Here is a 21,250-nt window from a genome sequence, read left to right as displayed (position 1 = left end):
ATGTACGCCTCGATCCCGATGATCGGGGTGATGTCGTGCTTCTTGGCCTCGTTGTAGAACTCGCTGGCTCCGAACATGTTGCCGTGGTCGGTCATGCCGACCGCGGTCATCTCGAGACGCTCGGCCTCCTTGAACATCGGACCGACCTTCGCCGCGCCATCGAGCATCGAATACTCGGTGTGGTTGTGCAGGTGAACGAACGAAGATCGACTCACGATTGCCACCGACCCGCCGCTCGGAACGCGAATTGGTTGTCCATGTTCACTCCGGATCGCGGCAACATGGCAGGTATATGACCAGTTAGAGTGGCTGCGGGTCGAACAAACGACACGCCCAATGCAACAACTAGTGGATGTGAAAGCAGGTAGCCGTCTTGGATCTCGATCTGTCCGCGGTGCGAGCAATGGTTGCCATCAGCGACGAAGGCCAGTTCGGCCTGGCCGCCTCGGTGCTGGGCATCAGCCAGCAGGCGGTGTCTAAGCGAATCGCAAAGCTCGAGGGCCAACTCGGTTCACAACTGTTCGAGCGGCGGATCGGCAGCATCGCCCTGACCTCGCACGGTGCCCGCTTCCTGCCGCACGCACGCACGGTCCTCGCGTCGGCCGACGCTGCCGTCGCCGCGGTGCGCGAATCGCAAGTACTCCGCGTGGCGGTGCACGGCGCCCAGATCGCCGACGCGAATCTGATGCGGTTCTACCTCGAGAAGCACCCGGACGCCGAGATTGAACTCATCATGATGGGCCCGTCGAAGACATCGCGGGACGCCGTGGTCGACGGTCGGGTGGACGTTGCCTTCGCCCGCGAACACTGGGGCACCCGCCCATTGCCGGCGCATGTCACTGCGGTGCCCGCCTATCTCGACGCTCTGCATCTGCTGGTCGGTAGTGGGCATTCACTCGCTGCCCGCGACCATGTCGAATTCGATGACCTCGACGGTGTCACTGCGTGGGTTCCCGGCGCCGGATTCGACTCCGAAGTCGGCGACTTCTACGGTCGGCTCAGCGACGGCTGCGGCATCACAATCACTACCGAGCGGCACCCCGGCGGCATCGGGTTCGCGAACATTCTCGACCGCATCGCTGACTCGACGACGCTGGTCACCTTCGGCGGCGAAGGAACCACGACGCCGTGGCACCCGAACATCCGCCGCATCCCCATCGTCGACCCCACGCCCGCCTACCCCATGGCACTGCTGTGGCGGGAGGCAGTCACTGGCCATCCACAGCTCAACTCTCTGATCGCCTTCGTCACCGGCAGCTACAACGACGCCACAAACAGCGCCATGTGGATACCAGAGCCAGATCGTGCACTGTTCACACGATGATCGCCTCGCACCCCGCAGGTGCGTCCGCCGGCCAACGCCGAGCGCCTGACTCGTGCGCCAACCGCGTCGGCGCCGCCTCGCGCGATTCGGGAATCTGCTGTACTGGCCCGAGGCGCCGGGGGAGGCGCCGAATGAACATGGGGGTGGTTGCGTTGAGCACTGCACAGGTCAGAGATCCGTTGCCGATCGTCGGAATTACCGTCATGATCGCTGCCGCCGTGGCGGCCGCCGCCGTGTCGTGGGTGGGATGGCCGGACATGGCCGACACCCTCGAAGAAGTCACGGGGCCAAACCGGACCCCTTCCGTCGCGACGAAAGAAGCGGTTGCGGCGGGAATCCCTGTGATCCTGCTGGTGCTGGCCGTACTTCCGTGGCTGGCGCTACGTAGCGCTCACTGGGTCACACCCCGCATCACAGGCTACAGCTGTGGCTTCTCGACCTCGGAGACTCGCCGGGACCGTGCTCACGGCCTATCGATCGTGTGGTGCGGTCTCGCCGCTGTGATGCTGGCCTTCCACGTATGTCGGTCGACTTGCCGATCCGGGACGGTAGCGTCCGCCGCTCGGGAAGCGTCCATGTCGCACAGGGATTCAATCAGGTCGGTGCCGGATGAGGGTCCTATCTTTGCGCGACCCTGATCGCGGCCGAGACTGTTTCGCTCGGGCACGGCCCGCGCGAATGGGGCGGTCGATCGGTCCAGCAAGGGCGGCCAATGTCGGATTGGCATGCAGGACGGCTTAACTGGACGGGTCGATCGCGTGCATGGCTGGCCACGGCTTTCCTCGAGCCGTCGGGAGGTGTCCTGATTGACGACCGCGATACAGGACACCCGACAGCGATAGGGACCGACTATAAATGCCCATTGTCGCAGCGAAGATTAGCGAACTGCGACGCTTAACTAGGGCTTGTCTGACAAATGCTTTGTCCAGGCGATGACGGCGTTCAGCATCACGGCAGCGCGGTAGACGATTGCGAGTTTGTCGTATCGCGTGGCCAATCCACGCCACTGCTTGAGATGGCAGAACCGGCGTTCGACGACATTGCGGCCGCGATAATCGACCGAATCGAAGACCTGGGGTCTGCCACCGCCTGATCCGCGTCGGCGTCGATGTCCGGCCTGATCGGATGGCTCGGCGGCGATCACCGCGCCGATGCGGCGACGCCGTAGCAGAGCGCGGTTCGCTCGCGACGAGTACGCCTTGTCTCCGCGCACCCGGTCCGGCCTGGTGCGCGGCCGCCCACTGGCAAGGCGTTGGACTCGCAGGTGGTCGAGCAGATGCGGGAAGGCCGGGGAATCGCCGGATTGCCCTGGCGCGACGAGCACCACTAGCGGGAGGCCGTGACCGTCGACGAGTTGATGGATCTTCGTCGACAGACCCCCACGGGAGCGGCCGACGGCGTGGTCAGGCGGCTCGATTCGCGGATTCGTGTAATTCGACGGGGCCCCCTGTGTGACGGGCGGTGTTCGTGGCGTGCTGATGCGCACGGACGATTGTCGAGTCCACCGACACCGCCCAATCCAGCACCCCGGCAGCGTCGGCGATGCTGAGCAGGCATTCGAGGACGCGGTTCCAGGTGCCGTCCCCGGCCAGGCGCCGGTGCCAGGTCCAGATGGTTTGCCACGGCCCGAACACTGGCGGAACGTCGCGCCAGGCGATGCCGCATCGATACCGGTAGATGATGCCGTCGATCATCGCTCTGGCATCGGAGAACGGGCGGCCACACCGGCCGGTCCGGGCCGGCAGAAGATCTGCGATGACCTCCCACTGCTGGTCGGAGAGGATCTGGAATCGAGTCACCGGAACATCATCGTCTGTTCTGACGAACCTGGAGTCAAAGTTCAATTCTGTGACATCAGGCGAGTGCTCCTTGGGTGTGGACTCGCCGGGCATCGAATCTCCGCTGGTTATCAGCACGGGGCCGGAGAGAATGGTCTAGTGGCGCTCAGGAACCGGCAAGGCACGAGATCACGTACCGAGTGGCTGACTGCGGCCTTCTGGATCATTACGTTCTTGTTCGCATACGCATTGCTTGGGTTCTTCGGCTGGTGGCCATGGGTGGCGTACTTCGGTGCAGGGCTTGGGCTTGTCTCTCTCTGGTGGAAGCGGCGTCATCGCAGTCGGTATGCGATCGTGTTCGGTTCGAGCTGTGCAGTGCTGGTAGTCATGGCGCTGACAATGATCGGGTGGGCACTCTTTGCCAGCGTCTCGGTTCCGGTCGACAGCGTCGGACCGCGGAGGGTTGTTTGCGGCTCCGTGATCAGTCCGGTACCCGCCGACGAACTGAAAGTCACGATTGCCGGATCGGAGGAGCCCGTGGTGCAGTCTCGTCCGATTCCACAGAGAGAGCTGCAGCGGGTGTGTTCGGACAGGCTCCACGCTCGCGGTAGTCGAGCAGCAGGACTGGCTTTGATTGGTCTGTTCGTTGCCGTGCGTGCTGCTGGGCACTTCGCTCCGCCCCGAAATTCCTCGACCGTTTAATGCTTTTCGAGTCCGGCCCGAGCAGAGAGCACAGACTCGGTCGACCCCTCCTTCACTGGGCCTGGTTAGGTTCCCTCGAGGGGACGCGAACCGACTCGGTTTGGCTACTCCCAGTACGGCGGCTCGCGTGCAGGATCGTCGAGTACAGCGTCGATTCGCTTGTCGGCCACAATGCGGTCAATTGCGTCCGCGCCCTGTTGCCGTCACGCTGGTTGCCACACCGCAGGTCAGAGCCCCGGGAAATGACAAGCACGATGACGATTCACATCCTGTCTGCAGTCCCCCGGGCCCCTCCCCTTGGTTGCTGCGATTGGGCCGTCAGTGTGCGGCCGGTCGGGTGGCGGGCTGGAACTTGAAGGACATCGCCTCCATCAGCGGCTTGTGCTGGGTCTTCTGCACGGCCGCGATGCGCCACTGGCCGTCGACGTCACGGATGACGGTGTAGGTCGCGAGCTTTCCCAGCTTCTTCGGCTCGCCCTTCGAGGATTCGCCGCGGGTCACGACGACAGCCGTATCGATGCCGTAGCAGCGGATTTCCAGGATATCGACGACGAGACGGGTGCCCTTCAGGAAGCTGTCGAACAGCGCCTGGTGGGCCCTGCCGATCTCTTCGCCGCCGTGGTAGACGGTGCCGACGTAGGTCACATCGGTGGCGTCGGCGGTGAAGCAGGCGCCATAGGCCGCCCCGTCGCCCCGGTTCCAGGCGTCCTGGCTGAGCTCGACCAGTGCACGGATGGCGGTGGTATCAGTGGTGTTCATCGCGAGGTCCTTTCAATCGTTGGCGCGGAGTGAATTTCAGGTCGAGGCAAGGAAAGACAGCGCAGTGCGCCGAGGCAGCAGCCGCAGCACGGCGGTGAACAGGCGGTTGGCACGACTGGTGAGCACAACCGGACCGGTGCTGTCGGACAGGGCTTTCCGGGCGCTGACCACCACCTGCTGTGGCGACTGGATCAGCCAGGGCGGCACGTCAGCGGCCGCCTGCGAGGAGGTGGCGGTGACGCCCGGGCACAGGGCCAGAACCTGGACGCCACGCGGCTTCTGTTCGTGCCACAGCGTTTCGGAGAACGTGGTGACGAAGGCCTTCGAGGCGCTGTAGACGCTCATGCCAGGCTTCGGAGTGTGCCCGAGCGTGGAGGACACGTTCACCAGCGCGCTGCCGGGAGCGGCGGCGGCGAGGAAAGCATGCGCCAGCACCACCACGGCCCGGCAGTTGAGATCCATTGTGGTGAGCGCGGATTCGAGCGGAAGATCAGCGAAGTCGCCATGCGCTGCAGCACCGGCATTGTTCACCAGCAGCGAGTATCCGCCGGCGCGAAGCATCTCCGCCGTGACACAGAGCCCGTCCTCGGTCGCGAGATCCGCGACGAGGTAGTCGTGCCCGTCACCGAGTTTGGCCATCAGCGCTTCGAGCCTCTCGCCGCCCCGCGCCACGGCCGTCACCGAGTAGCCCGCTGCCGCGAGCGATTTCGCGAAGGCTCGGCCGATGCCCGCGCTCGCACCGGTCACCAGCGCCTTCATCGCTCCGCCTGCGGCTTGGTCTCCGGGTCGAAGATGTAGGAGATCCGTTCCATCACCCGCTGTCGCTGAGTGTTGTGGAAGCTGGCGATCCGCCACTGTCCGTCCTGTTCGCGAACCAGCGTGTAGGTCTGGGTCTTGGACAGCTCGGCCGGACGGTCGTTCTCGTAGCGGTCGCCACGGCTGGTGACGATGGCGACGTTGCCACCATAGAAGCGGACACCGAGATAGGAGTCCGCGAGCTTGGTGTCCTTCAGGAATCCGGTGAACAGGGCGCGATGCGCCGCGGTCAGGTCGCTGCGTCCCTGGTAGTGGGTGCCGATAAAGGTGGTGTAGCTCGCATTCTCCGTGAATACCGCGCCGTAGGCGTCGGCATCATTGCGACCCCATGCCTCGGTCATCGCGCCCAAGGTCGCACACACCCCCCGCAGGTCGGCGTCCGAACCGCCATCGGGGGTGACCGTCGTGCACTCGGCGACGCCGGTGTTTCGGACCTCGGAGGTCTGGTTCAGCCACAGGTAGCCACCTGCGGCGGTCACCCCGAGCGCGAGAGCGGTCGCGCCGAGCACCCGAACAATGGTGCGGCGACGCGACTTGCCCGATGTGGTCGGTTTCGTATCGACAGCGGTCATGTCAGGAGCCCTCCGTGTTATTCTCTGCTTAGAAGATTCCTCTTCTTTGGCGATGTTTCTTCGTTGAGGAAGAGATTACGAGAGAGGGTCACCCTTGTCAACACCTCGGCACGCAAGCGATCCGAGCGCCGTCTTCCGTCGGTACCTGAGTTCCGTTGTGCTGCATGCTCAAGCGGGCGCGAAGGCCGTCGACCTGGGCGCGACCGACCTGTACGCGCTGAACATCCTCGAACTGAACGGCGCCATGACGCCCGGCGAACTCGGCGCGCGGACCGGCCTGACGACCGGTCCCACCACCCGGCTCATCGATCGCCTCGAGCAGGCGGGCTACGTGCGGCGGGCCGCCGATCCGGGCGACCGACGCAAGGTCATCGTCGAACCGATAGACTCACCCGCCGACCTCGATGCAGTGCTGGCCCCGGCCCGGCGCAGGATCGGCGACATCGTCGCGAGTTACACCCCGCAACAGCGTGAACTGCTCTTCGACTACTTCGCCCGCGCGTCCGAGGCCTTCCAGCTGTCGGTCGACGAGATCGCCGAACACGACCGAAGTGCCGATTGACCCCATCGCCCACTACTGCCGTGACGCACCTGATGACCCACGCCCGATCGGCCCCGCGGGACGCGACCGTCATCCGAGAGTGTCGGTCCCGATATACAACCCCTTGAGCTTGTTCGGATTGATCTGGAAGCGAAGGTTCTGGATGTGGCCATCGACGATGTCGTAGGTGAAGGCAGCACCCGGGTTGCCGCCGACGCCGGCGAGGGCGCCGAGTTCACCATTGATATAGGCGGATTCGAGCGTGAAGCCTGCCGAGACCGGTTTGGCGAGCACGCCGAGGATCCATCGGGCGACATGGTCAGGGCCGTGCAACGGACGGCGCGCCGCCGTCACCACGCCGCCACCGTCGGACCACGCGGTGACATCGGGGGCGAGCAGGTCGATCAACGCATTGAGATCACCACCCGAGCAGGCGGCCATGAACTGTTCGGTGACGTGCGCCCGCTCGGCCTTGTCGGTGTCGAAGCGTGGGCGGCGGGACTGCACGTGTCCAGGTCAGCAGTGGCTCGGGTAGCCAAGGGCCGATGTAGGTTTCGCGGGTAGCCTTGGCGGAGGTGAGTCGGTTCAAGGACAGGTTGGTGACCGTGCGGACCAGATAGGAACACCGTCGCCGCGGTAGCGCTCATCGTGCTCTACCCCTTGCTCATCGAGATGGTCGTCTCCGCTATCCCCGGTGTCGGAGCCGCCATCGAGCCGTGGCTGCCCTTATCCCCACACCAGGACGGTATGCCCAACCGCCCGACGGCGCCACGGTGTGGCCCGCGCGCCCGGCGGCCCGCGTTGCCCTGGGCCAATGAGGGCTCGAGGGAAGAGACCGCGGCGCCGCCGCTCAGCGACCTTGGTCGCGAGCTTGTTCGACAGCGTCCGCGATGGGCATGAAAGCCGCGGGTCCGTGCCCGGGGACAACGGTGTCCGCTTCGAGTGCCGCGAGGTGGTCTAGCGCGGCGCCAGCGTCTCCGTGTCCGTGGTCGAAGACCGGGGGGAGGAGTTGTGGCCCTAGCAGTTTCGACAGTGGGTGTGCCGTGACCAACGCATCGCCCGTGATGATCACACCATGCTGCGGCAGGTGGTAGGCCGCGTGTCCGGACGTGTGGCCGTGGGTCGCCACAGGAACCGGGGCGCCGGGCAAGTCCAGGGGTCCGTCATACAGAACTGCCTGGGCGTCGGCGATGGCGAGAGGTTTGGTCGCGCCGGCGCGTGCAACTCGCAGCAACCACGGCAGCACGCCGTGCTTGTGAAGCATTGGGATGAAGTCCTTGGCGGTTGCCTGCTCGAGGTAGTCCCGTCGCGCGTGTGCGACCTCGGTCGGGTCTGCGAACACGGGAATGTGGAAGCGTTTGTGGAAGCTGACGAGCGCACCCATGTGGTCAATGTGTGCGTGCGTGAGTAGCATCGCCTGCACGTCTTCGGGACGGCGGCCGAGGGAACGGATCGCGTTTTCGACGGCGCCGACATCACCGGGGTATCCGCCGTCGACGAGGGTCAGGGCGTCGCCGTCCTGCAGGATTACTACGTTCACGTCGGTCCCCGTGGCGCGGAAGACGTTGGGCGCTACTTCGTCGACGGCTGTCATGGTGCGTATTCTGCGGCATCGCAGACCGCATGCAGCGACGGGGAGCAGGTGGTCTCGAACTCGACTCCGGGATTCCGTCACGGTGACTGAGAAGGCGGCCGGTGATCATGCTGTGCATGTCCACCCCTGCCCGGGGTATGGACGTCGGCGCACGGCTCTGAGATCAAGCGTCGACGGTCCTCGCCGACGAGACCCCCGCCGGCAGCGGGCAGGCCAGGCGCCCGAGCGTGCGCCATGTCAGTCGTTCCGGCATGGCTTCCCGAATTCCCCGTCTACTGAGACATTCTCTCTCGCCTCCATGACGCCGTTCTGGGCCACCTCCTCGACAGACAGCCCCTGCTCCTGCGCGAACTCGCGCGCGTTCCGGTCCATCTCCTCGAACGTCGTGCCCGGGTTGAAGCACACCAGTTCGTTGATCGCCTCTTCGTAGGTGGCGGGCCTCGGATGTTCCGCACGCTCGTCCCCGCACCCTGTAACCAGCAGTGGGACAACGAGGACGCCGAGCAGGATTGGCCGTCTCATCTCCCGAGTGTGACAGGCCGGCGAGAGAGGAATGAGGGGAGAGGGCGGGTGGTTCCCATCGTTGGGTGAGCGTTCGCGACTGCCTAGCGCGTCGGCTTCGACTCACATAGGTGGAATTCTCTGTCCCTCGAGCTGGTCTGCGGGAACCAACTTCTCGCAGATCCACAACAGGCCCGTCGAGTCGACCTTGGCCGCTACGGCACGAGTCAGGCTCTTGTCATTGGGGTATGGGTTGTCCGACTCGGTACCCTGAGCGACCTGGAACGGATCAGCTTCCTTGGAGATGAACCTCTCCGAGTTCACTGCTGTCAGGATCTGGCCAGCCTTGTTCGTTACTGGACCCATTCCTGCGTTTGCACGCCGTGCCGCCGCTTCATCCGGCCAGTAGGGCGTGCCCGGGGCATGGATGGAGGGGTGTTCACGAATGGCGGTTCATTCTGGGCTGCATGCGAATTGGATAGGTTGACCGATCGGTAATCACACTTAAGGGAGGCTCCAGATCACACAAATCTGGATGGGTTCCCTTCTTGGGGCTTCGAGGTCGCTGCGCCCACGGGCTACTGCGCGAACCTGGCCTCGACCTCCGGGGACACCGGAACCTTGTGCACGATTCGCTCGCTGAGCGGCAACGCGTCGATCGCGGTGATTGCGTCCCACTTGAAACCGCCGCACCGCCCGGTCTGCACCACAGGCCGCATGCCCAGGCCCCGGTCGTCGATGAGCCAGACGACCGGCGGCGTGGGCTGATCTGTGAAGCACGTGCCGTCCTGCTCGGACGGCAGCGCGAACCCGGCCAACACGGCGTCCAGGTTGCCCCGTCGGTGTTCCTCGAGCCAGGACACCGCGTGGTCGGTGACCCCGGCACCCCAGTCGCCCTCACAGGTGATGGCGGCTGTGGGGACGAAGTCTGTCGGGATGGTGGTGGGCTCGGGGACCGTGACTCCGTTGTCGATGTAGTTGAGGAGATTCTCGGCGAGGCATGTCGGCTTCGTCAGTGCTGAAGCCGATGCCTGCGTGACCGGGGCCGCGGACTCCTCGGCGGCGGCGTCGTCCGTCGCGCCGCAGCCCGATAGCAGTGCGACGGCAAGGAGTCCCGCCAATACTCTCCACATCCCCATTGGCCGCACGGTACGGCAGTGCCCATGTGGACACGGCGAATGCGCAAAACCGGCACCTAGTTTGGCGGTGCCGCGAACCCGACTGTGACCACGCAGGACCTACGGCCCCAGCCGAGGCCGAGGCCGAGGCCGACGCTGCCGGTGCGCATTGGTGAACCCAAACGGGTTTGATGGGTGAACACCCTGATGGATGGATGGAGGGGTGTTCACCTATGCCGGAGCGGACTGGGCTGCAAGCGGATTGGATAGGTTGACCAGGCGGTGATCCCACTTAACGAGAGCTCCAGATCACAGAAATCTGGATGGTCTCCAGAGTGGGATGTGGAAGTGCGGGCGACGGTCAGAAGCTGTTGGTGATGTCCGTGGCCTGTACGCCCCCGGCCGAAAGTCTCGGCCGGGCGGCTCAGCCTCGATGGGGTTCGTCAGCGAACGAGCGCGGCACCTACGCTTGGACCACCATCTGGAAGTTGGATAAGCGGGCTGTTCAGCCACATTTGCGGAGTCGTGTCGTACGCGAAACCTGCCCAAATCGACTAGTCACCTATGCCGATCGCCAAACAGGACACCGATTTGCGCCGAGTGCGCGATGGCGAGCAGTGGGTAGTCAGAACCGCACGGTGAACACCACGTGCCGATCGTCGCGGGCTGCGCGTTGGAAGAATTCCATCACTTCCTGCAGCCAGCCCCAGGCGTACGAACGCTCGTCCGCGCCGTACTCGGGGTTGCGATCGTCGAGCGGCATCGCGTCGTAGCCTGCGCCGAACTCGGATTCGGTGATGCCGACCAGATACGCGGCCACTACGGCGACCCGGTCGGGCGTCAGGTAGGTGATCAGTTGGTCGTCGGTATCCGTGTTGAGGTCCTCGTCCCCCAGGATCACGCCGTATGCCGGCCAGTTCTCGGGCGCGCGCTCATACCCGGCGCTGGAGAGGGAGCACAGGATCGGGTCCCACGCCTTGTCCGTGTCGCACGAGAATTCGGATCGCCCCGTCTCCTCGATGTCCTCGACCACCGCACCGAGCCTGCCGTCGTCGCAACGCGCGTCGAGGAGTTCCGCTGCCACTCGGTCGGAAAGCGCGAAATGTACCCCAAGTTCCATGGGTGTCACGCTAACGGCTGAGCCTGCAATCCCAGACGCCACGAGCAGACACCCGCGACCGTCGTGCCACCTTCAGCCACCGGAACCGCGCCACTTATCAGTGAAGGTCGCACCCGGCAATGGCGTTGTGTCAGGGAGTATCGCTGGATGGAGGTGAACGGACGGAGCCCCGCTACAAGCTGTCCTGTTCGACGATCGATATACCGGACGGCAGACAGCGATAGGGATCGGCTACAGATCCCGATGTAGGAGCAGACCTGAAGAGGCTGCCCCCGGCCAAGAGTGCTTGGTCGGAGCGCTGGGATCACTAGATGGAAGAGCAGGTCTCCGAGCTTCAGGGCGTGCCGCCACTGTCCTGCACGTCTGCACCGGTGACTGCCGTGGTGGGGATTGAGCTGTGCAGGCGGTAGGTAGCACCGTTCTTCAGTTCGTCCGACGTGAAGGACTGCTGTGCGAAGTTGTTCACCCAGATGGCGTAATTTCTCTGGTTTGCGGGGACGTCCACGAAGTGCGCAGTGTATGTACACACACCCGTGCCATCAGGATTTTGATCGATGGAGTCGACTTCCAGTACCGAGTCTGCCCATGCGGATCCGCTGTCGCCGAGGATGACCACTTGGTCGGTCGGAGCGACATGAGCCTCTCCAATGGTGCACTTGCCGGAGTCGGCCCATACTCGATCAGCTTCGCCGGTGATGGTCACCGTGGCTGCGAAGGTTGCTGGTTCGTCGCTATTGGTCGCGCAGCTCGTCAGGGCCAGCGCTCCTGCCGATGCCACGGTCGCGATCTCTCTCAGTCTCCGCCCCATACAGCCACGATAGCCAGTCTGAATCGTGGCTCGTGATTGTCTCTCGAACCGGGGTGGGGGTGGAGTCCTACCTGACCATCGCTGATCAGGACCAACACGACGGAGAGTCGGGACTCGCTATTGCGGCGGCATTCGTGTGCGCCTGCACATGGTCCAATAAGGCCATGTCCTGGTTTGGATCGTCAAGCGGGACACGCTTCTGGTCAGTCTTCTGAGTCAGTAGTGGGCGGTTGGTGTGTAGGGCATGCTCGGCTCCCCATATAGGCGCCGCTTGCTCATCTGTCATCCCGATGTCCGGTGCCGCAAACCGGAGTCCCGGTTCAGAAGCCGATGGAGTGAATCGGCTCAAGTCGGTCGCCGTGCAGCGCTTCGAGTACGAACGCTTCGTGCGCGACCATTGGGGTCGGGAGTTCGTCCAGGTGCCACCACTGCAGGGCGGCGGCCTTGTCTGGGACCAACACTCTCGGTTCAGGAATTCCCGCATTCCTGAACCGCGACAACACCGTAGCGCGGCGACCGCTCGTGACAACACCCCAGCGTTCCGACGGCAACGACCGGAGTAAAGGGGCCGCAGCGGGAAACGCCTGGAACTGGTCGCCGGCGCTGTGCATCAGCTGCCTCAGCAGTGAGTACTCGGCGTCGGGGTCAAGATGCGGGGCGACTTCAGCGATCGTTTCGACGGGTCGCCGCCCGTGGGTGGCTGACCAGGTCAGTTCGAACGGAACAGACCTCATCGCGCACCAGCGACTCCAAACCTGTCTGTATCCCCGATAAGAGTCGATCAGAACGCCATCAACGTCGAAAAGTACGGATCGCACCCCAGGATGCTAGATGCCCCAGTAGTTCAGGCTGCGTCGCAATGACCTGGTGGAGGGCACGATCAGCCAATCCAGCGCCGCGTTCGCTAACTCTGCGCTACACGTTCACGACTCCACGCGCCAGGCGTGCGTACTCAGCGAATGTTCGCTACTGCTTGCTCCATATCCTGCGCGAGAAGGTAGTGGTTCAGCGCGATGGCGGACTTCGACCCAGCGCCGGCGGCCGTGATCAACTGAGCTGGGGAGTCGATGACGTTGCCTGCTGCCCACACTCCGGGCACGCTGGTGAGGCCGGTCGGATCGGTTGCGACCCAGCCATCCTCGCCTGCATCGCACCCCAGAGCGGTGAGCAGGTCATCGTGCGGTACGAAGCGAGGACCAACGAACACTGTTGACCGCGGAACAATCCGGCCGTCAGCCAACTCGACACCGCACATCTGACCGTCCTGCACCACCATCCCCGACACGTCTCCGTCGACGATGCGGATCCCGCGGGCGGTCAGCCGCGTGCGTTCTTCGGCGTCCAGGACGATCCGGTTTGGAAAGAACACCACGTCGTCAGACCATTGGCGCACCAGCGACGCCTGGTGCATGGTGAACGGTCTGTTGTCGCCGCCGAGCACCGCAATCGGCGTGTCACGAACCTCGTACCCGTGGCAGTAGGGGCAGTGCAGGACGCCGACGCCCCACTGCTCGCGCAGGCCGGGGATCTCGGGTAACTCATCGCGAAGCCCGGTGGCGACGATAACGGCGCGCGTCGCTACGTCGGGGCCGCCGCTGTGGCGTACGACGAACCGACGAGCACCGAGCTTCTCGACGACCAGCGCTCGGCCCGGAATCACCTTGCCGCCGTACTCGATCACTTCGGCCCGGCCGTCGGCGAGTAGCCGCGCGGGAGACATTCCGTCCCGAGACAAGAAGCCGTGCAGGTGTTCTGCAGGGGCGTTGCGAGGTTCGCCAGCGTCGACCACCGCCACGCGGCGGCGAGCGCGCGCCAGCAGCGTCGCAGCGCTCAGCCCCGCCGCACCGCCGCCGATCACCACTACGTCGTACTCCATTGCGGCTCCCCTCCAGCCCGCGTCAATCCATGGCGCGCGCACGTCCACTCGTCGATTGATGTCGAACTTCCGTAACCCTCAAAGTCTTTCGAGTCAGCTCTGCAGCAAGGCTCGTGCCCGCGGTCTTGCGCGCCTCGCATCAGCGCCTCCGGCGGAGCCCCTTCCGGCCGTGGTAGCCCACCGTCGCGAGAGGCAGTGGGTTACGCTGGGCAACCTAACAGACTGTTTACTAGTTAACAAAGATGGTGACGATGACTAACCCCTCACTCCGATCACGCACCTGCACGCTGTGGCGTGAGCACAACCCCACTCTGGACACTTCGCCAATGGAGGTTGTGGCGCAGGTGAAACGCATTTCCGCGTTGCTCGAGCTCGCCGTCGAACCCGTCTACAACGATGCGGATCTCACCGTTGCCGAGGTGGAACTGCTTGTTCCCCTGCGGTATGCAGACGAGGCAGTCACCGCCATCCGCCTGGCGGAACTCCTCGGCATGACCAGAGCGGGGGTCAGTAAGAACCTGGCCAAACTCGAGAGGCGGGGCTTGCTCAACCGCGCGCCAAATCCCACTGATGGACGCTCGGCTTTCATCAATCTGACGGACGCCGGGGTACGTGCCATCGACGATGTCTTCCCTCGAGAACTCGACGCTCACGCACAGCTACTCGCCGGACTCGGACCGGACCGGGATAAGGTCATCGTCGTTCTGACTCGCCTGGCCGACGCAATGGAATCACAGCTCAGCCGACCCGCGGAGTAGGCCGCCCGAAACCGGACTCTCGCCAGATTGGGCTGCACAGAGCACCCCGTGCGCGGTGCGCGGCCGGTGACGGCCATGATTGATCGTTGGGGGCCAGCCGCACCGGCGATCTGACCCTGCAGCAACGAGTGAGGCGACTTCCGTGTGGTGGGATTGCTCGCGGTGCGCATGGGTGAACCCAAATGGACATGCTGGGTGAACGCCCCCGGGCGTCCTCAGCATGTATGCGGGCTGCGATTCGTAATCTGTTGCGACGCTTGCGACATTTGGCCAGTTCGCTCGCATCGTGCATACCACCTGGTGTCGTATGGCTATCCTCCGTCCTATCAGGGGGTGCGGGTTCAATCCTGTACAGCAAGTTCAATAGGGGGCAATTCGAATGACGGACGCAGCGCGCTATGCCAGTTTTCTTCCGGAACGCTATCGATCGGCCCATCGTGAACCGGAATCGACGTGGTGGCAGTGGCGCGGCCGCCGTGTCCACATCGCACGTGCCTCTCGCCCCGATGCGCCTGTTCGTGTCATGGGCATCCACGGTGCCGGCGGCCACGCAATGGCTCTCTGGCCCTTCGCGTCCCTGGCCGCGGACGAAGGCGTCGACGTCCTCTTCCCCGACATGCCCATCTACGGACTCACCGTCGAGCCTCGGCCTGGGCAGGTCCGCTATCGAGATTGGATCGACCTGCTCTGCGACTTGGTGGACGCCGAGCGGGCTAGCGACCCGCGTCCGCTTGTGCTTTTCGGAGCGAGCATGGGCGGGATGATGGCGTACGAGGTCGCTGCTCGCACAGGCCAAGTCGCTGCAGTGATGGCGACCTGCTTGCTCGACACCGCAGACCCTGAGACCCGCGTTGCCGCAGCCAGATGGGGAGTCGCCGGGAAAGCTGCACCGATGCTCTTGCCGCCCATCGCTCGAGTAGCCGGCGGCCTACGCCTTCCGATCAAGTGGCTCGTAAGCATGAACCGGATGAGCAACAACCCTGACCTGTCACGCATGTGTGGTTCTGATCCACGTGGAGGTGGGGTTCGGGTCCCTCTCGGGTTCCTCGCCGACTGGTTCACCTACCCGCACACCGCACCCGAGCAGTTCACGGCCGCCCCGGTCACGCTCCTTCACCCTGCAGCTGATCGATGGACTCCGCCGCAGCCCAGCTTGCGATTCCTTGACCGTATCGCCGCACCTACGCAGTCAGTTCTCCTGGAGAACTGCGGGCACTTCCCGATCGAAGAACCCGGGCTGACACAGCTGATCACCGCTGCGCGATGCGTGATCGCTGAGGTGCAGAGCAGGGCTAACCGCGGTGCTTGACGGCACGCAGACGCGCTCGTGGCGGACGGGCGCTGGCGCTGGACGTGCACGCTGGGTGGGTGGAAGCGTGGATTGATGGATGGCCACCCCACCTGGGTGGCCACCCACATGGAAGTGCGTGCGGACTGGATGACTGGACGCGCGCGTGTGTGGATGGGCGCATGGGGTCTGATGGATGGAGGGGTGTTCACCAATGGCGCTTCGTCCTGGGCTGCATGCGGATTGGATAGATTGACCAGGCGGTAATCACACTTAAGGATGGCTCCAGATCGCGCAAATCTGGACGAGTTCCAGGGTGCAATTGGCGGCTGTCTGCAGTTGATTCGGTTCTTCAGCTGTGGTGTTTGACGAGGAACTCCAGGACTCGGGGGACGACATGCTGAGCATGCGTCACCACGCCACCATGCCCAGCCTCGGGGATCACGCAGAGCTCAGCGCCTGGAATCAGATCCACTGCCGACTGCGCTTGGACTGGCCCGAGGAGCGGGTCGAACTCAAACGCGACCGCCAGGACCGGTACCTCGATGTGTTGGAGTCGATCCATGCGCTCCTTATCGCGAAGCCAGGCATGGGATGCACGTGCTTGAGCAACCTCGCCGTCACTCGATGTCCACTGGTCGCTCTGGTAGGCGCACATGCTCGCCCATTGGTCGACCAGTGGATCCGCCGTGGCCAGGGCCGTCGGGGGAAGTGCGGTGAGAAGGGTTTGCATAGTCATCACCTCGGCGGGCAGCGTACCGAGGCGATCGATCAGTGCGGCTTCGCAATTCACGACGGAATGCAGCAGGGGTGTCGTCGGCCCAGGGCCGGCGATGAGGACTCCGGCTGAGAACTTGTTTGGGCATGTAGACAGCAGGTGTTCGATGGTGAAACTGCCCAGGGAGTAGCCGACCAGCGCTGGCGGCCGATCGAGCGCCAGGGTGTCGATGAGGGAGATGAGGTCCTCGGCGAGGTCCGCGACGGTGCACTGGGGTGACGGAGCGTCGCTGGGGGCAACGCCTCGAGACGCGTATGCGATTACATCAAAGCCATTGCCGGAAAGGGCCGCTGTCAGCCCGGCAACCTCCCAGGCGATGGGAGGCATCCCCGTCCCGCCGACCAGAATTACTGGTTGCCCTTCGCCGCGTCGATCCACCCCGAGCCGGATTCGTCCGGTATCGATCAGTTCCATGCTCGGAATTCAATCACCGAAAGCCCGATCGGCCATGGCGGACAGTCGCGCTCAGTGCCGTCGTGGTGGATGGAGTGGACTGAACTGGATGGATGGAGGGCTGGCTGGGCGCGGATGGATGAAGGAGAGATGGATCGCAAGCGAGTGGAGTGCGTGCGTGGAGCGGTGGATGGACGTCGCGCGCGTCCCGATCCATCCATCCATATCCACTGCCGCACCCACCGCCCGGGTAGGACAAGTAGCTTTGAGCTCGCGAGTGGTTGCGATGATGGTGGAGTCGGCCCGATTGGAGTAGCGGACCAGGTTCTGGCGGTAGGCCGGGGATCTCGGGTGCCGGTTCGGTGACTCGGCTCATCTGGCCTGTTCGGCGGCCCTACGTTCCGGCTCCTCGATTCAGCTGGTGGCCCGCAGTGTGTCGCGATCGGGCTGTGGGAGCCACCAGGCGGTGTCCGGGGGGCGGTGCCAGTGGTGGGTCCGGGCATAGGCGTGAATGAGCTCCAGGGTTCGGTTGAAGGTTGGGTGTGCGGTGGCGGTGTTCCAGACGGCGTGCCAGTGGTATAGCGGGACCGGGGAGGTCAGCGGCCTGGCGGTGAGGCCGTCGGGGAGGTGCGTGCCGATGACACTGAAGGCAGGGTGGCGGAGGGCTAGGACGGCGACCTGGGCGGAGACGCGGCCGTGTCCGCGCATGCGGGTGGCCACCGTCACTCGTGGCGGTCTCGGTACGAAGATCCACCAACTCTGCGACGGGCACGGTCGCCCGCTGGTCCTTCTGATCGGGCCAGGCCACGCGGGTGACTCCCCGGTGTTCTCGACCTTGATGTCCGCATTGTCGGTGCCCCGACTTGGTCCCGGTCGCCCCAGGACGAGGCCGGATGCGGTGCTCGGCGACAAGGCCTACTCGTCGAAGGCGATCCGAGCCCACCTACGGTCGCGGGGCATGGAAGCGGTGATCGCCGAACCCGACGATCAGAAAGGCCACCGCCGCCGACGAGGCAGCCGTGGTGGACGTCCCGCCCGTTTCGATTCCGAGAAGTACAAGGGCCGCAACGTTGTCGAGCGATCCTTCGCCGCCCTCAAGTAATGGCGCGCAATGGCCACCCGCTACGACAAACGTGCCCTCCACCTACCGCACAGGCGTGATCCTCTCAGCGGTCTGCACCTGGTTACGACTCCTCGCCAAACAGGAGACACGCTCTAGAGTGAAGATAGGAAGTCGAGGATGATCCGTGTGGTCTCTGTCGGGTCTTCTTCCGGGGGAGTGTGTCCGACCCCGGGCATCTCGAAGATCCCGCGCAGCCCCGGGCAAATATCTTTGAGAGCGCTCAAGGCTGGGCCTTGACGATCGATGCCGAGAACGGGGCGGATGCTTGGATCGTTCTCGCCATACGCGAAAACGGCCGGCTGTGACACGACGGCGCCCTCCAGGTACGAGGTGATTTCCCAGGTCCGTTCCAGCGAGCGATAGTAGTTCAGTGCTGGTTTGATCCCGGTCTTCGTGAAGTTTTCGACATAATAGTCCAATGCCTGCACGCTCAAGAAATCCGGAGCGCGATCCGGGATCGTATATGTTTCCGAGAATTCTTCGCCCTGTTTCCATGCCCAACGCCAACGTTCATTTTCTTGACAACTGCCGGACGTGGAATAGTAGATTCCGAGGAGGAAAGATCGCAGATCGCTCATGATCTCGATCTCGGCCTCTGGGGTGGAAAAATACCGTTGGTAGAAGTTGAGATTACCGTAGATTCGTTCCCATGCGGACAAGGGGTTGATCGGCGGACGGGCAGTCGGGGGAGCGCACATCATGACAAGTCCGCGGACGAGATCGGGACGCATCATTGCGGCGTTGGCTACGATCGGTGAGCCCCAGTCATGTCCGATCAGAACTGCAGACTTCTCGTCGAGACTGTTTATCAGTCCAACGATGTCGCCAACTACTTGACTCATGTCGTAGAGATTTGCCGATTCCGGTTGCGCACTCTGGCCGTATCCCCGCATGTCGAGCGCAACAACCCGGTACCCCGCTGCTGCGACAGATCGGATCTGATGCCTCCACAGGTACCAGAGAAAGGGGAATCCGTGCACCATTATGACCAGTGGACCTTCACCTTCCTCGACGTAGTGCAGCCGGATTCCGTTGACATCCGCAAATCGGTGATTGAATGTCGAGGGGTCGTCCACGTTCGCAGGAAGTGAGGAGCGGTCCACAGCGTGCGGGAAGGTTTCAGATTCGGGCATGATCATCAGTCGGACTCCAACTTATCTTTGCTGTATTTCTTCGGGTTTCTTCTGGTAATGGCGTTCCGAATCATCGCTACCGAACGAAGGCTTGAACGCTACCGCGTCGAGGAGGACATGGCCGACGAAGTTGTGAGCGAATCCGCGATCGACGCCCTCCGCTGCGGAGCCTCTTCTCCACGGTGCCGCTGGTGTGTATCTACGCCGTAGCCGGGTTGCAGATGTTCACTGTGGGAGTCCTGATTGCTTGGCTGCCGAGCTACTTCAACCGCTACTACTCTCTAGCCCCGGACCGGGCGGGCGTCGCGTCAGCTGGGGTATTCCTCGCTATCGGGGCGGGTATGGTGCTCGGCGGAGTGATCACGGATCGAGTGAGCCGTCGAGACCCATCACGCAAATGGACGACTGCAATCTTCTATTGCTTGACGGCAGCTGTTTTGCTGATCGCAGCCTTCAGTTTCGGACCTGGCCCGGTGCAGCTGATTCTCCTGGGAGCGGGCGCGCTATTCTCCTCCGCCACCTCCGGAGGTGTCGCATCCATCGTGATCATGCTGACCCATCCGTCGCTACGCGCATCCGCGCTCGGCGTTGGCACCATGTCCAACAGTATCTTTGGTCTCGCACTGGGGCCGGTCGTTGTCGGCATGCTGGCTGACCGTCATGGTCTCAGCGTTGCCATGCAGATAGCGCCGCTGGCGTATGTGATTGCAATAGGTGTGCTGATCCTCGGCAAGCGATCCCTCCCGGGACCGGGAACAATCGTCGACAACACGATGTTCGAGCGAGCTTCCTGAGCATGTTGCACCGCGGCTAGTTGATGCGAGTCGCATGCGGTCCAAGTTGCGATTACGGCGGGTCGTAGTTCTCCCGCTTCCTATCATCGCAGGGTAGGCATCGAATCACTGTTCGGCGATCTCAAGACCAACCGGCTGCACGTGCGCCGCGGGTACCTTCGGATCTTCGGCCTCACCCGTCATCGGTTGCTGCTCGGATTCGCCCTCGCCGCAATGAATCTGATGATCTTGCGTGAATGGTGCCGAAATGGGCAGGGCCCGAACCCGTGGCCCGAACCTCTCGGCGGACCCGAACCGCCGCGACCATCCGCACAGCGTCGGCGCCGTGCCACTCGGTCAGTTGGTGGACACTCCACCGGCGACAGCTAGCTGACTCGCCCCGACCGGGACCCTCGTCCCGGTAGCCATTCGTGGAAATTTCACCGGTAGTGGCCGTTCATGACGGCTAACGGCGGCTAGAGCAACGTGGTCGGGTGCTCGCACCGGAAATCAAGAGCATCTGAAAGCCTGCTACCGCCAGGGAACCAGGTATCCGAGCGATTGTCGGCCGGTCCGAGCTTTGGCGGCGAGTATTGGTGAACCCAAACGGCTGACACGGAGGGGTGTTCACCAATGCCGGTTCGTGCTGGGCTGCACGCGGATTGGATACGTTGACCAGTCGGTGATCACACTTACGGGGCGCTTCTGATCACACAAATCTGGATGGATTCCAGATGATGGCACTCAGGTGCCGCGGTCAGCTCCGCGGAAAACGAATCGTGCGCCCCACACCCTCGGGTCGGCCAGCCGCACGCTGGTCAGCAGCGAAACGCGTGAGTCGGGCGAGGACGTCCGGGGGCATCGGAGTCGTTCTTCTTGTCTCGAGGTCAACGTGCAGGTCCAACTGCTCGGAGACGGCTACCCGCGTTTGGTCGCCGAGATTGCGCACTTCATGGAAGAAGTGCAGCCGTTTGGCATCCACACCCAGTAGCGTGGAATCCACGGCCAGCCGCGCACCGCGCCGCACCTCTCGTTCATACGTCATTGCGGTTTGCACGACGACCTTCCCGAACCTCGTCTCTCGGACGTACTCGTCGCCCAGGCCTAGCGCGTCGGTGAACGCAGCGTGTGCGCGATAGACCACGATCCCGTAGTACTGGGCGTTCATGTGGTCGTTGATATCGATCCACGTTGCATCGACGTCACATTCGAGGGTTCGCAAATCGCCACCTTCTGTATCTACTCGTCGTAACTGGGGGCCTTTCGACCAGTCAGTGCAGTTGTCCTCGTGTCCGGTAGCTGCGATCGGACAGCGGGGATCTTCGTCGGTGACGCAGTTGCCCCGTTCCAGCACGTTCGGCACTGTTGCGAACAGTGCCGATTGCACCGAGGGGAAGGCCCAGGGCGATGGCGCCCCCGTTGCCGTTGGCCTTGGGGGGTTCGGCGCCGGTCTTCTTTAGCCAGGCCAGGACGACTCGATGCGAAGCCAGCCCGC

24 protein-coding genes and 1 pseudogene are annotated in these 21,250 nt (G+C 63.7%); 6 read left to right on the top strand and 19 right to left on the bottom strand.

Translation table 11 applies throughout. From position 1 onward, the window contains the following. Nucleotides 1–167, bottom strand: a 167-nt coding sequence (locus tag ABIC28_RS16890; protein WP_354579959.1) for a PHP domain-containing protein, incomplete at its 3' end; no start/stop codon positions are given. Nucleotides 168–373: 206 nt separating this feature from the next. On the opposite strand from ABIC28_RS16890, the gene ABIC28_RS16885 reads away from it, so the two are divergent. Continuing rightward, entirely contained in the window at nucleotides 374–1,324 is a 951-nt protein-coding gene (locus tag ABIC28_RS16885; protein WP_354579933.1) for a LysR family transcriptional regulator, read from the top strand. A gap of 898 nt (nucleotides 1,325–2,222) precedes the next feature. On the opposite strand, the gene ABIC28_RS16880 is transcribed toward ABIC28_RS16885, so the two are convergent. The 5 genes from ABIC28_RS16880 to ABIC28_RS16865 all read right to left on the bottom strand — a co-directional run bounded on the left by ABIC28_RS16880 (nucleotide 2,223) and on the right by ABIC28_RS16865 (nucleotide 5,951). Then, entirely contained in the window at nucleotides 2,223–2,810 is a 588-nt protein-coding gene (locus tag ABIC28_RS16880) for an IS5 family transposase (RefSeq protein WP_502945028.1), read from the bottom strand. Continuing rightward, nucleotides 2,728–3,216: a transposase gene (locus ABIC28_RS27255; protein ID WP_502945027.1), complete on the bottom strand. Its 489-nt coding sequence runs from the start codon at nucleotides 3,214–3,216 to the stop codon at nucleotides 2,728–2,730. Before ABIC28_RS27255 ends, ABIC28_RS16880 begins: the two co-directional genes overlap by 83 nt. A 906-nt stretch (nucleotides 3,217–4,122) precedes the next feature. Continuing rightward, a complete protein-coding gene (locus ABIC28_RS16875) occupies nucleotides 4,123–4,563 on the bottom strand; it encodes an SgcJ/EcaC family oxidoreductase (RefSeq protein ID WP_354579931.1) in 441 nt (146 codons plus the stop codon). 36 nt (nucleotides 4,564–4,599) lie between these two features. Continuing rightward, nucleotides 4,600–5,322 (bottom strand): SDR family NAD(P)-dependent oxidoreductase, encoded by a 723-nt coding sequence (locus ABIC28_RS16870; protein ID WP_354579929.1) that lies wholly within the window; start codon nucleotides 5,320–5,322, stop codon nucleotides 4,600–4,602. Beyond that, nucleotides 5,319–5,951, bottom strand: a complete 633-nt coding sequence (locus ABIC28_RS16865) for an SgcJ/EcaC family oxidoreductase (RefSeq protein ID WP_354579927.1) — start codon at nucleotides 5,949–5,951, stop codon at nucleotides 5,319–5,321. The genes ABIC28_RS16870 and ABIC28_RS16865 overlap by 4 nt, the downstream gene beginning before the upstream one ends. Before the next feature lie 157 nt (nucleotides 5,952–6,108). Here ABIC28_RS16865 and ABIC28_RS16860 point away from each other — a divergent pair, with 157 nt between their 5' ends. Beyond that, the gene (locus tag ABIC28_RS16860) at nucleotides 6,109–6,513 is read left to right on the top strand and encodes a MarR family winged helix-turn-helix transcriptional regulator (RefSeq protein ID WP_269589733.1); all 405 of its coding nucleotides are present in this window, start codon (nucleotides 6,109–6,111) and stop codon (nucleotides 6,511–6,513) included. A gap of 69 nt (nucleotides 6,514–6,582) precedes the next feature. Here the strand turns inward: ABIC28_RS16860 and ABIC28_RS16855 are convergent, their stop codons facing one another. The 8 genes from ABIC28_RS16855 to ABIC28_RS16820 form a co-directional block, all read right to left on the bottom strand. Then, a complete protein-coding gene (locus ABIC28_RS16855; protein WP_354579924.1) occupies nucleotides 6,583–6,999 on the bottom strand; it encodes a nuclear transport factor 2 family protein in 417 nt (138 codons plus the stop codon). A gap of 343 nt (nucleotides 7,000–7,342) precedes the next feature. Continuing rightward, nucleotides 7,343–8,086: an MBL fold metallo-hydrolase gene (locus ABIC28_RS16850; RefSeq protein ID WP_354579922.1), complete on the bottom strand. Its 744-nt coding sequence runs from the start codon at nucleotides 8,084–8,086 to the stop codon at nucleotides 7,343–7,345. Between the two features lie 237 nt (nucleotides 8,087–8,323). Further along, nucleotides 8,324–8,608, bottom strand: a complete 285-nt coding sequence (locus tag ABIC28_RS16845) for a hypothetical protein (protein WP_354579920.1) — start codon at nucleotides 8,606–8,608, stop codon at nucleotides 8,324–8,326. A 557-nt stretch (nucleotides 8,609–9,165) separates the two neighbouring features. After that, the gene (locus ABIC28_RS16840; RefSeq protein ID WP_354579918.1) at nucleotides 9,166–9,726 is read right to left on the bottom strand and encodes a hypothetical protein; all 561 of its coding nucleotides are present in this window, start codon (nucleotides 9,724–9,726) and stop codon (nucleotides 9,166–9,168) included. A 604-nt stretch (nucleotides 9,727–10,330) separates the two neighbouring features. Beyond that, entirely contained in the window at nucleotides 10,331–10,825 is a 495-nt protein-coding gene (locus ABIC28_RS16835) for a DUF1877 family protein (protein WP_354579916.1), read from the bottom strand. Between the two features lie 334 nt (nucleotides 10,826–11,159). Next, complete coding sequence (locus ABIC28_RS16830; RefSeq protein ID WP_354579914.1) at nucleotides 11,160–11,633, bottom strand: hypothetical protein; 474 nt, start codon at nucleotides 11,631–11,633, stop codon at nucleotides 11,160–11,162. Nucleotides 11,634–11,953: 320 nt separating this feature from the next. Next, entirely contained in the window at nucleotides 11,954–12,451 is a 498-nt protein-coding gene (locus ABIC28_RS16825) for an HAD hydrolase-like protein (protein ID WP_354579912.1), read from the bottom strand. Nucleotides 12,452–12,585: 134 nt separating this feature from the next. Further along, nucleotides 12,586–13,509, bottom strand: coding sequence for an NAD(P)/FAD-dependent oxidoreductase (locus ABIC28_RS16820; protein ID WP_354579910.1), 924 nt, complete (start codon nucleotides 13,507–13,509; stop codon nucleotides 12,586–12,588). 326 nt (nucleotides 13,510–13,835) lie between these two features. On the opposite strand from ABIC28_RS16820, the gene ABIC28_RS16815 reads away from it, so the two are divergent. After that, nucleotides 13,836–14,267, top strand: a complete 432-nt coding sequence (locus ABIC28_RS16815) for a MarR family winged helix-turn-helix transcriptional regulator (RefSeq protein ID WP_354579908.1) — start codon at nucleotides 13,836–13,838, stop codon at nucleotides 14,265–14,267. A gap of 379 nt (nucleotides 14,268–14,646) precedes the next feature. Beyond that, nucleotides 14,647–15,576, top strand: a complete 930-nt coding sequence (locus ABIC28_RS16810) for an alpha/beta hydrolase (protein WP_354579906.1) — start codon at nucleotides 14,647–14,649, stop codon at nucleotides 15,574–15,576. Nucleotides 15,577–15,907: 331 nt separating this feature from the next. Here the strand turns inward: ABIC28_RS16810 and ABIC28_RS16805 are convergent, their stop codons facing one another. Then, nucleotides 15,908–16,747: an alpha/beta fold hydrolase gene (locus ABIC28_RS16805; RefSeq protein ID WP_354579904.1), complete on the bottom strand. Its 840-nt coding sequence runs from the start codon at nucleotides 16,745–16,747 to the stop codon at nucleotides 15,908–15,910. Between the two features lie 393 nt (nucleotides 16,748–17,140). Further along, nucleotides 17,141–17,446 (bottom strand): hypothetical protein, encoded by a 306-nt coding sequence (locus ABIC28_RS16800; RefSeq protein ID WP_354579963.1) that lies wholly within the window; start codon nucleotides 17,444–17,446, stop codon nucleotides 17,141–17,143. Here ABIC28_RS16800 and ABIC28_RS16795 point away from each other — a divergent pair. Next, on the top strand, nucleotides 17,364–17,828 hold the full coding sequence (locus ABIC28_RS16795) for a transposase (RefSeq protein WP_354579902.1): 465 nt from the start codon (nucleotides 17,364–17,366) through the stop codon (nucleotides 17,826–17,828). The two genes, ABIC28_RS16800 and ABIC28_RS16795, sit on opposite strands and share 83 nt — an antisense overlap. A 113-nt stretch (nucleotides 17,829–17,941) precedes the next feature. Here the strand turns inward: ABIC28_RS16795 and ABIC28_RS16790 are convergent, their stop codons facing one another. After that, nucleotides 17,942–18,988 (bottom strand): alpha/beta fold hydrolase, encoded by a 1,047-nt coding sequence (locus ABIC28_RS16790; RefSeq protein WP_354579900.1) that lies wholly within the window; start codon nucleotides 18,986–18,988, stop codon nucleotides 17,942–17,944. 134 nt (nucleotides 18,989–19,122) lie between these two features. Here ABIC28_RS16790 and ABIC28_RS16785 point away from each other — a divergent pair, with 134 nt between their 5' ends. Next, a complete protein-coding gene (locus ABIC28_RS16785; RefSeq protein WP_354579957.1) occupies nucleotides 19,123–19,776 on the top strand; it encodes an MFS transporter in 654 nt (217 codons plus the stop codon). A 736-nt stretch (nucleotides 19,777–20,512) separates the two neighbouring features. On the opposite strand, the gene ABIC28_RS16780 is transcribed toward ABIC28_RS16785, so the two are convergent. Both ABIC28_RS16780 and ABIC28_RS27250 read right to left on the bottom strand, forming a co-directional pair. Next, nucleotides 20,513–20,977, bottom strand: a complete 465-nt coding sequence (locus ABIC28_RS16780; protein ID WP_354579898.1) for a thioesterase family protein — start codon at nucleotides 20,975–20,977, stop codon at nucleotides 20,513–20,515. A gap of 124 nt (nucleotides 20,978–21,101) precedes the next feature. Further along, nucleotides 21,102–21,230, bottom strand: a pseudogene (locus ABIC28_RS27250) (acetyl-CoA C-acetyltransferase); the annotation flags it as partial. Between the last annotated feature and the right edge of the window lie 20 nt (nucleotides 21,231–21,250).

The organism is Rhodococcus sp. PvR044, from assembly GCF_040548995.1.
GTDB classification, from domain to species: Bacteria; Actinomycetota; Actinomycetes; order Mycobacteriales; family Mycobacteriaceae; genus Rhodococcus_G; species Rhodococcus_G oryzae.
The sequence above is the reverse complement of the archived record's forward strand: the minus strand, read 5'-3'. Positions and strand labels throughout refer to the sequence as shown.

Bases quoted from the DNA above. Each gene is read 5' to 3' on its own strand.
- ABIC28_RS16850 (WP_354579922.1), bottom strand. From the start codon at position 8,086: ATGACAGCCGTCGACGAAGTAGCGCCCAACGTCTTCCGCGCCACGGGG.
- ABIC28_RS16845 (WP_354579920.1), bottom strand. From the start codon at position 8,608: ATGAGACGGCCAATCCTGCTCGGCGTCCTCGTTGTCCCACTGCTGGTT.
- ABIC28_RS16840 (WP_354579918.1), bottom strand. From the start codon at position 9,726: ATGGGGATGTGGAGAGTATTGGCGGGACTCCTTGCCGTCGCACTGCTA.
- ABIC28_RS16865 (WP_354579927.1), bottom strand. From the start codon at position 5,951: ATGACCGCTGTCGATACGAAACCGACCACATCGGGCAAGTCGCGTCGC.
- ABIC28_RS16810 (WP_354579906.1), top strand. From the start codon at position 14,647: ATGACGGACGCAGCGCGCTATGCCAGTTTTCTTCCGGAACGCTATCGA.
- ABIC28_RS16835 (WP_354579916.1), bottom strand. From the start codon at position 10,825: ATGGAACTTGGGGTACATTTCGCGCTTTCCGACCGAGTGGCAGCGGAA.
- ABIC28_RS27255 (WP_502945027.1), bottom strand. From the start codon at position 3,216: ATGCCCGGCGAGTCCACACCCAAGGAGCACTCGCCTGATGTCACAGAA.
- ABIC28_RS16875 (WP_354579931.1), bottom strand. From the start codon at position 4,563: ATGAACACCACTGATACCACCGCCATCCGTGCACTGGTCGAGCTCAGC.
- ABIC28_RS16815 (WP_354579908.1), top strand. From the start codon at position 13,836: ATGGAGGTTGTGGCGCAGGTGAAACGCATTTCCGCGTTGCTCGAGCTC.
- ABIC28_RS16795 (WP_354579902.1), top strand. From the start codon at position 17,364: ATGACACTGAAGGCAGGGTGGCGGAGGGCTAGGACGGCGACCTGGGCG.
- ABIC28_RS16870 (WP_354579929.1), bottom strand. From the start codon at position 5,322: ATGAAGGCGCTGGTGACCGGTGCGAGCGCGGGCATCGGCCGAGCCTTC.
- ABIC28_RS16820 (WP_354579910.1), bottom strand. From the start codon at position 13,509: ATGGAGTACGACGTAGTGGTGATCGGCGGCGGTGCGGCGGGGCTGAGC.
- ABIC28_RS16805 (WP_354579904.1), bottom strand. From the start codon at position 16,747: ATGGAACTGATCGATACCGGACGAATCCGGCTCGGGGTGGATCGACGC.
- ABIC28_RS16790 (WP_354579900.1), bottom strand. From the start codon at position 18,988: ATGATCATGCCCGAATCTGAAACCTTCCCGCACGCTGTGGACCGCTCC.
- ABIC28_RS16830 (WP_354579914.1), bottom strand. From the start codon at position 11,633: ATGGGGCGGAGACTGAGAGAGATCGCGACCGTGGCATCGGCAGGAGCG.